The following is a 10,236-nucleotide window of genomic DNA, read 5'->3' on the forward strand; positions in this document are numbered from 1 at the left end:
CGCTCGCGGGACGTCCCGAGCAGCTTGACGCCGTCCTGGAGGCCAGGCCCCCGCTCGTCTCGGTGAGTTTCGGGGACTTCGCCCCGTACGTCGAGCCGCTGCGCCGCGCCGGCATCACCGTGGCCGTCCAGGCGGGCACCACGCGGGAGGCGCGGGAGGCCGAGCGGGCCGGGGCCGACGTGGTCGTGGCCAGGGGCGGCGAGGGCGGCGGCCACGGCCGCGACGAGGTGGCCACGCTGCCGCTGCTGCAGGGCGTGCTGGCCGAGGCACGCGTCCCGGTGCTGGCGGCCGGGGGCATCGCCACGGCCAGGGGCCTGGCCGCCGTGCTGGCGGCGGGTGCGGAGGGCGGCTGGGCCGGGACGGCGTTCCTCGGCTGCGCCGAGACCACCCTGCCGGAGGCCGCCCGCGAACGGGTGCTGGCCGCCGGGGAGACCGGCACGGCGTACGGGCGGGTCTTCGACGTGGCGCAGCGGCTGGCCTGGCCACCCGAGTTCGGCGGGCGCGCCCTGCGCAACCCGTTCTTCGACCGGTGGAACGGCCGGGAGGACGAACTCGCCGGTGACGACGCGGCACGGGGCGAGCTGGAGTCGGCGCGGGCCGAGGGCGACTTCGACACCGCCTTCGTCTATGCCGGGCAGGCGGTGGGCCTGGTGGCGCGCCGGCACACCGCCGCCGACGTGGTCACCGCCTTCGCCGCCGCCGCCGACCTCCTCCGCCGCTTCACCGACGACCCCCACCCCTGACGCGCGCCGTTCGTGACGCGCGCCGTTCGTGACGCGCGCCGGTCCGCATCCGCGCTGGTCCTGACGCGCGCCGCCCGTGAGGTGCGCCGCCCGTGAGGTGCGCCGCCCGTGAGGCGCGCCGCCCGTGAGGTGCGCCGTTCGTGAGGTGCGGTGGTCCCGGTGTCCGGCGGGCCCGCGGCGTGCGGGTCGTGAGGTGCGGCGTAGGATCCGGCGCATGTCCCGCTTCGAGGTGGCCACGCTCGTCCTGGCGCCACGGCAGATCGTCTTCGACGTGTCCCTGTCGGTGGACCTGCACACCTCCTCCATGCGCCACACCGGCGAGCAGGCGGTGGCGGGTGTCACCTCCGGCCGGCTCGCCCTCGGCGACCAGGTCACCTGGCGTGCCCGCCACTTCGGCCGCACCTGGCACCTGACCTCGGTCATCAGCGCCTGCGAACCCCCGTCGTCCTTCGTGGACGAGCAGGCGAGCGGCCCGTTCCGGCGCTGGCGTCACCTGCACACCTTCGAGCCGGCCCACGACGGGGCCGCCACGCTCATGACGGACGTCGTCGACTTCGCCGCCCCCGTGCCCCCGCTCGGCGCACTCGCCGAGGTCCTCGTGTTGCGGCGCCACCTGAAGGGGCTCATCCTGCTGCGCAACGCCCACATCCAGGACGCCGTCAAGGCCGCCTAGCGCCCGCGGGTCCGGCCGTCAGTCGAGGGCGGCGATGACCCGCTCGCGCAGCAGGGACTCGTGGCCGCTCTCCGCGCACAACGTCACGCGCAGGCCGTCGCGGGAGGCGTCGTCCAGCACGGTCAGCAGCATGGCGAGCTGCTCGGGCGGCTCGTCGGCGAGCAGTTCCTCGGCGCGCCGCACGATGAGCGTGGCGGCCCCGATGTCGCGCAGGCAGTCGGTCAGCGCGTCCCAGTTGCGGCCGAAGTAGCCGGGGAAGCGCAGGGCCCGCGCCACCTCGTCGAAGAAGGCGGCGCGGGTCCGGCAGGCCCGCCCGTCCACGACCCGGCCGGTGGACACGGTCAGCCACGAGGGCAGTGGACGTGCGGCGGCAGCCATGGGTGTTCCTTGCGGCTAGAGGCGGTGGAAGTCGGTGTAGTGGTTGGGGGTGAACCACGCGGCGCCGGTGGCGCGGTTGACGACGACCCGGTAGGCGTCACGCGAGGCGCCCTGGGCCCGGGAGTAGACGTCGTACTCGTAGTAGGTGGCGTTGGTGGGGAGCTGTCCTTCGCGGTTGTAGTGGCGTCCGCCGGTGTAGTTGTACCTGCCGTCGGGCCAGGAGTACCAGCCTGCGCTGGTGGGGTAGCCCTTGGAGGCCCAGATCGACAGAGCCGAGCGGGCGTCGGCGCAGCGGGAGATGGTGCAGGAGCTGTAGACCGCGGCGCCGGCGGGGGCGACGCCGGCCACGCCGACCAGTGAGACGAGGGCGGCGAGGACGACGGCGAGACGGACCGGCCAGGACGGACGGGAGCGCGGTTGAGCGTGCACGGATCCTCCTTGCGGAAGCTGTGACGGACACAGTCATGATCTCTGCTCATTTTCCGTCAGGGATAGACGGGAGCGCCAAGGGAGAGTGAACAATTCGAGACCGATTCATGGTCGCCGATTCCCGGCGCGAGCGGTTTCCGGCCCGCGGCGAAGGGCAGGCTGGGGCGCGGATCGGGAAACGCACCTGTTGAGCGGCGGTGAGCGGCGATGACGACGTCCGGTGACGGCGGGCAACCACAGGATCGGCCGTGCGGCGAGCTGGAGCTCGTGCACGCCTTCGCCTCCGGCCCGATGCCGACCGGCGTCACCGTGTCCCGTCATGGGCGGGTTTTCGTCAACTTTCCCCGATGGGGTGACGACGTGCCCGCCACGGTGGCCGAACTGCGTGACGGGCAGGTGGTGCCGTACCCGGACGAGCGGTGGAACGCCGGCTCGGGCGAACTGGCCGGGCGGCTGGTCTCCGTGCAGAGCGTGGTGGTCGACCCGGCCGACCGGTTGTGGCTGCTCGACACCGGCAGCCCGCTGTTCCAGGTGGTCAAGCCGGGCGGCCCCAAGCTGGTGTGCGTGGACCTCGCGACCGACACCGTCACCCGCGTCGTACGCTTCGAGCCCGATGTCGCCCTCGGCACCAGCTACCTCAACGACGTGCGCTTCGACCTGCGCAAGGGGGAGGACGGCTACGCCTACCTCACCGACTCCTCCGACAAGGGCCCCAACGGCCTCGTCGTCGCCGACCTGGCGACCGGGCAGGCGTGGCGCAGGCTGCACGACGACCCGAGCACCAAGGCGGAGACCCCGCCCGGCTACCTGCCGCTGGTCGAGGGCCGCGTCTTCATGGAACGGCCCGCCGACGGCCCGCCCAGGCCGGTCACGATGGGATCCGACGGCATCGCGATCTCCGCCGACGGCAGCCGCCTCTACTACTGCCCGCTGATGTCGCGCCGCCTCTACAGCGTCTGCGCCGACGCGCTGACCGATCCCGCGCTCGGCGAGGTGGAGGTCGCCGCGACCGTCCGGGACGAGGGCGACAAGGGCGGCGCGGCCGACGGCCTGGAGTCCGACGACGCGGGCCGCCTGTACCTGACGAACTGGGAGCACAACGCCGTCCTGCGGCGGCTGCCCGACGGCACGACGGAGACGCTCGTGCACGACCCGCGGCTGTTGTGGCCCGACACGCTGTCGGTGACCGACGGCTTCGTCTACGTGACCGCGAACCAGTTGCACCGCCAGGCCCGCTTCCAGGGCGGGCGGGATCTGCGCCGGTACCCGTACGAGCTGTTCCGGGTGCCCATCGACGCGGGCCCGGTGCGCCTGCTGCCATGAGCGCGACCCGCTGACCGCCCCACGGGACGCCCGGTGATCTCCGCCCGTGACCCGTCGGGGAACGTCACCCGCATCGCGCCGGTGGCGAGAAGGCCGGCGTCAGACCGAGAGGAAGACGGGAAGTGACCGGTGCCCGTTGGAGATGAAGGACTCCAGCGGGCGCAGGTCGCCGGGTTCGGCGGCCAGGGTCAGGCCGGGATGGCGGCCGAACAGGGCGGGCAGCGCGATCGCGGCCTCCAGCGTGGCCAGCGGCGCGCCGAGGCAGCGGTGCACGCCGTACCCGAAGGCCAGGTGCTCCTTGGCGGCCCGGGTGACGTCGAACGCGCCGGCGTCCGGCCCGTGTGCCAGCGGGTCGCGTCCGGCGGCCCCGTAGCAGTTCAGGATGGGCTCGCCGGCCGGCAGCAGCACGCCGTCGCCGAGGTCGATGTCCGACACGGCGAAGCGCAGCGGCAGGTTCGCGATCGGCGCCTGGGCGCGCAGCGTCTCCTCGATCACCTCCTCCCAGCTCACCCGCCCGTCGCGGACGAGGGCGAGCTGCCCGGGATGGGTGAGCATCGCGAAGATCGCGTTGTCGAGCAGGTTGACCGTGGTCTCGTGGCCCGCGCTCAGGAACAGGATCAGCGTGTCCACCAGCTCGTGCTCCTCCAGCGGCGCGGCGTCCTCGTCGCGGGCGGCGATCAGGGCCGAGGACAGGTCGTCGCCGGGGCGCTCGCGCTTGCCGGCGACCACCTCGCGCAGCACCGCCTGCAGACGGGGGAAGGCGTCGGCCGTCTCGGCGGTGGCCCGGCCGGTCTGGAAGAAGGCGTCCGCGCAGCGGCGCACCTCCTCGCGGGTGTCCTCGTCGCCGATGCCGAACAACTCGCAGATCACCCTGATCGGCAGCGGGTAGGCGAAGCGCTCGCGCAGGTCCACCACCGTCCGCGGCGGCATGTCGGCGAGCTCGTCGAGCAGCTCGCCGGTGATCGCCTCGATCCGCGGGCGCATCGCGGCGGTCCTGCGGACGGTGAAGGCGCTGGAGACCAGCCCGCGCAGCCGCCGGTGGTCCGGCCCGTACGCGGTGAGCATGTTGCGTACGGCCACCCACGCGAACAGCGGCCAGTCCGGCGGGATCTCGCCCTTGATCCAGGCCGGCCAGTGCAGGTAGGCGTCCTTCGACACGCGCGGATCGGTGAGCAGCCGCCGCAGCACCGCCTGGTCGCTCACCGCCCACGCCCGGACGCCACCGGGCAGCTCGACGAGGGCGGCCGGCCCGAGCGCGCGGATGCGCTCGGCCTGGCCGTGGAGGTCGCGGCCCTCGGGGTCGATCACGAAGGGCTGTGTGCCGGCGGCGTCGTCCATGGGTTTCTCCAGGGTCTCGTGGGGCTCGCGTCCCGTCCACCGCACCCCATCGGCCCGCGTCGCGCCCACTATCCCGGCGGCTCGATCTCCGTACGGGCCGCCACCTCGACCTGCTCGGCCGGGACGAGCGCGAAACCGGTGACGATCTCCGGCTGGATCCGGACCACCTGCTCCATCCCGCCCGCCACCCACGGGGTCAGCCGTCTCCTGAACGCGGCGGCCTCCTCCGGGTCGGCCACCAGCCGGGCCACGCCGGGCGCCCGCGCCGTTGTGGTGCATCACCACCACAGCCTGCCGATCCGGGCCGGCCGGGAACCAGGGACCAAGGTCCGCACTTTCCCCGGCCGGCGGGCTCCGGGCTCAGCCGCGCCGCTGCTCCGAGCGCAGGCGGGCGGCCAGGGCGGCGGCCTGGGTGCGGCGCTGCATGTCGAGCTTGGCCAGCAGGTTCGAGACGTAGTTCTTGACCGTCTTCTCGGCCAGGAACATGCGCTCGCCGATCTGCCGGTTGGTCAGCCCCTCGCCGATCAGGTCGAGGATGTGGCGCTCCTGCTCCGTCAGCGCCGCGAGCGGGTCCTTCCTGGCCTGCTGGTCGCGCAGCCGCCGCAGCATGGCGGCGGTGGTCTGCGGGTCGAGCAGCGACTGCCCCGACGCCACCGTGCGCACCGCGCCCACCAGGTCGGAGCCGTGGATCTGCTTGAGGACGTAACCGGCGGCCCCGGCCATCACCGCGTCGAAGAGCGCGTCGTCGTCGGCGTACGAGGTCAGCATCAGGCAGGCCAGCCCCGGCAGCCGGGACCGTACGTCGCGGCACACGTCGACCCCGTTGCCGTCGGGCAGGCGCACGTCGAGCACGGCCACGTCGGGCTGCAGGGCGGGGATCCTGGCGACGGCCGACTCCGCGGTGCCGGCCTCCCCGACGACCTCGATGTCGTCCTCCGACTCCAGCAGCGCCGCCACGCCGCGGCGGACGACTTCGTGATCGTCGACCAGGAACACCCGAATCATGCCTGCGACGCTACCGGACCCGCGCAACCCCGGGAAAGGACGAAGGTCACCGGCTCCGGGGGCCGTGCGGCGGTAGTACGGCCACGGGCCAGGGGACGGGGCGGGCCCCGCGCGTGCCAGACTGATCGGTGTGGAAAGCGAGCATCGTGGGCTGATGCCGCAGATGCGGCTGGATGAGCTGCTGGCGGAGCTGCAGGTGCGGCTGAACGCCGTCCTGGCGACCCGCGACCGGGTGCACACGCTGCTCGAGGCCGTGGTGTCCGTGGGCAGCGACCTCGATCTGGAGACCGTGCTGCGCCGGATCGTGGAGACCGCCACCACGCTGGTGGACGCCGGTTACGGCGCGCTCGGCGTGGTCGGGGAGGAGCACACGCTCGTCCAGTTCATCCCGGTGGGGCTGAGCGAGGAGGAGATCGCCCGCATCGAGCACTGGCCGCACGGCCTGGGGCTGCTCGGCCTGCTGATCAAGGACGCCCGCCCGCTGCGGCTGGGCCGCATCGCCGACCACCCCGAGTCCTACGGCTTCCCGCCCGGCCACCCGCCGATGGGCACCTTCCTGGGCGTGCCGATCAGGGTGCGCGACGAGGTGTTCGGCAACCTGTACCTGACGGAGAAGCGCGGCGGGGGCGAGTTCGACGAGGAGGACGAGGCGATGGTGATCGCACTGGCCACCGCCGCCGGCGTCGCCGTCGAGAACGCCCGCCTGTACGAGGAGTCGCGGCGGCGCGAGCGATGGCTGCAGGCCTCCGCCGAGGTGACCACGAGCCTGCTGTCCGGGGCCGACCCGAGCCAGGTGCTGCCGGTGGTGGCCGCGCGGGCCCGGCAGATGAGCGACGCCGACTCGGCGCGGGTGCTGCTGCCGGACGGCGAGACGCTGCGGGTGGCGGCGGCCGACGGCGACGGCGCGGACGACGCGCTGGGGACCGCGTTCGAGATCGCCGGCTCGCCCGCCGGCGAGGTGTTCGCCAGGGGCGAGGCGGTGGCCGAGCCGGAGGGCCTGCCCGCGCTCCTGGTGCCGCTCGGCGCCGCCCCCGGGGTGCGCGGCGTGCTGGTGCTGGGTAAGCGGGGCGGCCGGTTGCCGTTCAGCGCGGCGGACCTTCAGGTGCTGCAGGCGTTCGCCGGGCAGGCGGCCCTGGCGCTGGAGCTGGCGGAGGCGCGCAGGGACGCCGAGCGGCTGGGCCTGCTGGAGGACCGCGACCGGATCGCCAAGGACCTGCACGACGTGGTGATCCAGCGGCTGTTCGCGACCGCGATGACGTTGATGAGCACGGTGCGGCTGGTCGATCACCCGCAGGCGTCCAAGCGGTTGCAGCACGCGATCGACGAGCTGGACGAGACGATCCGGCAGATCCGCTCGTCGATCTTCGCGCTGCAGGGCCCGGTGGACGAGGTCGCCCCCGGCCTGCGGGGACGCATCGTCGAGCTGGTCGAGGGCGCGGGCGGCCACCTCGGGTTCATGCCGGGCCTGCGGATGGAGGGGCAGCTCGACACGCTGGTGCCGGAGTCGGTCGCCGAACACCTGCTGGCGGTGCTGCGCGAGGCGCTGTCCAACGTCGTGCGGCACTCCCGCGCCGGCCGCGCGGAGGTGTCCGTCGAGGTGGGCGGCGGGCTCACCCTGGTCGTGACGGACGACGGCACGGGTGTCGGCGCAGCGGGGCGGCGCAGCGGGCTGCGCAACATCGAGGAGCGGGCCCACCGGCTGGGCGGCACCGCCGGCGTGGAGACGCCCGAGGGCGGCGGCACCCGCCTGCGCTGGTGGATCCCTTTGTGACGGGCCGCCCCTGTCCATCAGCGGTTTTGTCGGTCCGGACGGGTACGGTCTTCGTACCGAAAAGGACCGAAAAGGACCGAAAGGGACAGACGTGACCACACTGGAGAACCGGCCGAAGACCGCGCTCCTCGTCATAGACGTGCAGAACGGCGTCGTCGCCCAGGCCCATGCCCGCGACGAGGTGGTCGCGAACGTGGCCGGCCTCGTCGAGAGGGCGCGCGCCGAGCAGGTGCCCGTCGTCTGGGTGCAGCACTCCGACGAGGAACTCCCGCTGGGCAGCGAGGCGTGGCAACTCGTTCCCGAGCTGAGCAGGGGCGAGGGCGAGCCGCTCGTGAAGAAGACGTACTTCGACTCCTTCGAGGACACCACGCTCGAAAGCGTGCTGGCCGATCTCGAGGTCGGGCGGCTCGTGGTCGCCGGCGCGCAGACCGACGCCTGCATCCGTTCGACGCTGCACGGCGCGTTCGTCAGGGGTTACGACGCGTTGCTGGTCAGCGACGCCCACACCACGGACGACCAGTCGGAGTGGGGCGCGCCGCCGCCCGAGCAGGTCATCGCGCACACCAACATGTACTGGAAGTTCCAGACGGCGCCGGGACGTACCGCCGGGACGGCCGAGGCCAAGGAGGTCGACTTCACCGGCCGCTCCTGACGCGCGACCGGTCGTGGGCGGGGCGCCCTCTTTGAGCGTGGGAACCCGCCCGGGAGGGCCTTTGAAATGGCAGGCCCCGGGCGACTCGGCGCATTATCGGGGCCGTATGAGGGCGGTATCCGGCCGCGGCTAATCGGGGTCGCCGGGGAACGGGAAAGGCCCCCTATTGAAGAGGGCCTTTCCTGGTCAATCTACTGAGCCGCCTCGTAGCGCTGGATCACCGAAGAGGCGATGCGTCCCCGCTCGCTGACCGGCAGGCCGTGCGCCTTCGCCCACTGCCGGATCTCCTGGCTCTTCTCCTTGCTCATCGCCCTCGTGAGACCCCCCGTGCCGCGCCGGCCACGGGGCCGCGACGTGGTGGTTGTCTCCTCGCGGCGCGCCTTCGCGATGAAGGGCGCCAGGGCCGCGCGCAGCCGGTCCTCGTTCTCGGGCTTCAGATCCATGACGAACCGGTCACCTTTGATGCTGAAGGAAACGGTGTTCTCATCCTCCATGGGGGAGCCGTCGAAGTCGTCCGTGATCGTTTCAATCAACCTCTTGGCCATGCTCGCACTCCAATTCAGCCCCAGGGTTGTGCGGTACTGTAGCGCTCTGCACGATGCCGTCAAGCCGTATCGGGATTTACAGCGAATTTTCTGTGCGCGGACGGTCGGTCCAGCATGAGTTCGGCTTGGTCATTCTACCTAAATAAATGTCGGTCCCGGAAGATTCAGTCTTCGACGCGTCCAATTGAGCGGGCAACCCGTTTCATTGGCGGCCGGCCGCCCCTGGGCCCGCTTTTCGGATACGTCCTTAACGACTTTTCGCCCGCCCGGCCCGCGCGGTCCTCAGGCGACGCGGTACCGCTCGGCCACCCGGTCCCGCAAGCGCAGGCCGTGTCCCGGCTCCTCGGACGGCCGCAACTCGCCCCCGGCTGGGTCGGCCGCCCCCTCGAACAGCTCGGACTCGATCCGCACGTGGTCGTGGAACCACTCCAGGTGCCGCACGTTCATGGTGGCCACCGCGGCCGGCAGGTGCAGGTGGGGCGCGCAGTGCGCGGAGACCTGGAGATTGTGCCCCGCGGCGATCGCGGCGGCGGCGAACCAGCCGGTGTATCCCCCGCAGCGGCCGGCGTCGATCTGCAGGCAGTCCACCGCCTGCTCCCGGCACATGCGGGTGAAGTAGGCCGCGTCGCAGCCGTACTCGCCGGCCGTCACGTCGGGCTCGGCGCGGTCGCGGACCAGCCGCAGGCCCGGCAGGTCGTCGGAGGAGACCGGCTCCTCGAACCAGCGCACGTCGTGCTCGCCCATCCGGCCGGCCTGGCGGATGGCCTGCTTGGCGGTGTAGCCGCCGTTGGCGTCCACGTACAGCTCGGCGTCCGGGCCGATCACGTGGCGGGCCTGGGCGATGCGGTGCAGGTCCCGCTCGGGGAACCGGCCCCACGACTCGCCGATCTTGATCTTGACGCGGCCGATGCCCTGCTCGTGCACCCAGCCGCGCAACTGCCGCGCGGTCACGTCGTCGGCATAGGTGGTGAAGCCGCCCGAGCCGTAGACGGGCACCCGCTCCCTGGCCAGGCCGAACAGGCGGGCCAGCGGCAGGCCGAGCAGGCGGGCCTTGAGGTCCCACAGGGCGACGTCCACGGCCGACAGGGCGTAACCGGCCACGCCCGGCCGTCCCGCGTTCCGCACCTGGGCGACCATGGCCGACCACAGGCGCGGGACGTCCATCGCGTCGCCGCCGCGCACCACCTCGGCCAGCACCTCGTTCACCAGGGCCGCCGCCGCGGCGGGCGCGTACGTCCACCCGAGGCCGGCGCTCCGCTCCGCCTCCACGCGCACCACGACCGCCGTGGTCGACTCCCACGCCAGCGTCCCGTCCGCCTCCGGCAGATCCGTCGGCACCTCGTACGCCGCCGCCCGCACCCCGCTGATCGCCCCCATGC

The 10,236-nt window shown here is 72.9% G+C and carries 12 protein-coding genes; 5 read left to right on the top strand and 7 right to left on the bottom strand.

All coding sequences use genetic code 11. The annotated features are described in order from the left end of the window. Positions 1–743: nitronate monooxygenase family protein (locus FAF44_RS49095; protein ID WP_237110357.1), on the top strand; the 743-nt coding region annotated here is incomplete at its 5' end. Positions 744–957: 214 nt separating this feature from the next. Continuing rightward, positions 958–1,416, top strand: coding sequence for an SRPBCC family protein (locus tag FAF44_RS49100; protein WP_237110358.1), 459 nt, complete (start codon positions 958–960; stop codon positions 1,414–1,416). A gap of 18 nt (positions 1,417–1,434) precedes the next feature. On the opposite strand, the gene FAF44_RS49105 is transcribed toward FAF44_RS49100, so the two are convergent. Together FAF44_RS49105 and FAF44_RS56205 are read right to left on the bottom strand one after the other, a co-directional pair. Next, on the bottom strand, positions 1,435–1,794 hold the full coding sequence (locus FAF44_RS49105; RefSeq protein ID WP_237110359.1) for a barstar family protein: 360 nt from the start codon (positions 1,792–1,794) through the stop codon (positions 1,435–1,437). A gap of 15 nt (positions 1,795–1,809) precedes the next feature. Continuing rightward, positions 1,810–2,223, bottom strand: coding sequence for a ribonuclease domain-containing protein (locus FAF44_RS56205; protein WP_237110360.1), 414 nt, complete (start codon positions 2,221–2,223; stop codon positions 1,810–1,812). A 207-nt stretch (positions 2,224–2,430) separates the two neighbouring features. On the opposite strand from FAF44_RS56205, the gene FAF44_RS49115 reads away from it, so the two are divergent. After that, positions 2,431–3,546, top strand: coding sequence for a major royal jelly family protein (locus FAF44_RS49115; protein WP_237110361.1), 1,116 nt, complete (start codon positions 2,431–2,433; stop codon positions 3,544–3,546). Positions 3,547–3,645: 99 nt separating this feature from the next. Here FAF44_RS49115 and FAF44_RS49120 read toward each other — a convergent pair whose 3' ends face one another. The 3 genes from FAF44_RS49120 to FAF44_RS49130 form a co-directional block, all read right to left on the bottom strand. Continuing rightward, positions 3,646–4,884 carry a cytochrome P450 gene (locus tag FAF44_RS49120; RefSeq protein WP_237110362.1) on the bottom strand — a complete coding sequence of 413 codons (1,239 nt, stop codon included), beginning with the start codon at positions 4,882–4,884 and terminating at the stop codon, positions 3,646–3,648. A gap of 68 nt (positions 4,885–4,952) precedes the next feature. After that, a complete protein-coding gene (locus FAF44_RS49125) occupies positions 4,953–5,135 on the bottom strand; it encodes a hypothetical protein (RefSeq protein ID WP_237110363.1) in 183 nt (60 codons plus the stop codon). Between the two features lie 109 nt (positions 5,136–5,244). After that, positions 5,245–5,889, bottom strand: coding sequence for a response regulator transcription factor (locus FAF44_RS49130; protein WP_237110364.1), 645 nt, complete (start codon positions 5,887–5,889; stop codon positions 5,245–5,247). A gap of 154 nt (positions 5,890–6,043) precedes the next feature. On the opposite strand from FAF44_RS49130, the gene FAF44_RS49135 reads away from it, so the two are divergent. Both FAF44_RS49135 and FAF44_RS49140 read left to right on the top strand, forming a co-directional pair. Then, positions 6,044–7,660 carry a GAF domain-containing protein gene (locus FAF44_RS49135; protein ID WP_237110365.1) on the top strand — a complete coding sequence of 539 codons (1,617 nt, stop codon included), beginning with the start codon at positions 6,044–6,046 and terminating at the stop codon, positions 7,658–7,660. Positions 7,661–7,751: 91 nt separating this feature from the next. After that, on the top strand, positions 7,752–8,312 hold the full coding sequence (locus FAF44_RS49140; RefSeq protein ID WP_237110366.1) for an isochorismatase family protein: 561 nt from the start codon (positions 7,752–7,754) through the stop codon (positions 8,310–8,312). Positions 8,313–8,503: 191 nt separating this feature from the next. Here the strand turns inward: FAF44_RS49140 and FAF44_RS49145 are convergent, their stop codons facing one another. Both FAF44_RS49145 and FAF44_RS49150 read right to left on the bottom strand, forming a co-directional pair. After that, a complete protein-coding gene (locus FAF44_RS49145) occupies positions 8,504–8,857 on the bottom strand; it encodes an Lsr2 family protein (protein WP_237110367.1) in 354 nt (117 codons plus the stop codon). 282 nt (positions 8,858–9,139) lie between these two features. Continuing rightward, positions 9,140–10,236: enolase C-terminal domain-like protein (locus tag FAF44_RS49150; protein ID WP_237110368.1), on the bottom strand; the 1,097-nt coding region annotated here is incomplete at its 5' end.

Source organism: Nonomuraea sp. MG754425, assembly GCF_021699195.1.
Lineage (GTDB): Bacteria > Actinomycetota > Actinomycetes > Streptosporangiales > Streptosporangiaceae > Nonomuraea.

Bases quoted from the DNA above. Each gene is read 5' to 3' on its own strand.
- FAF44_RS49135 (WP_237110365.1), top strand. From the start codon at position 6,044: ATGCCGCAGATGCGGCTGGATGAGCTGCTGGCGGAGCTGCAGGTGCGG.
- FAF44_RS49115 (WP_237110361.1), top strand. From the start codon at position 2,431: ATGACGACGTCCGGTGACGGCGGGCAACCACAGGATCGGCCGTGCGGC.
- FAF44_RS49105 (WP_237110359.1), bottom strand. From the start codon at position 1,794: ATGGCTGCCGCCGCACGTCCACTGCCCTCGTGGCTGACCGTGTCCACC.
- FAF44_RS49130 (WP_237110364.1), bottom strand. From the start codon at position 5,889: ATGATTCGGGTGTTCCTGGTCGACGATCACGAAGTCGTCCGCCGCGGC.
- FAF44_RS49145 (WP_237110367.1), bottom strand. From the start codon at position 8,857: ATGGCCAAGAGGTTGATTGAAACGATCACGGACGACTTCGACGGCTCC.
- FAF44_RS49120 (WP_237110362.1), bottom strand. From the start codon at position 4,884: ATGGACGACGCCGCCGGCACACAGCCCTTCGTGATCGACCCCGAGGGC.
- FAF44_RS49100 (WP_237110358.1), top strand. From the start codon at position 958: ATGTCCCGCTTCGAGGTGGCCACGCTCGTCCTGGCGCCACGGCAGATC.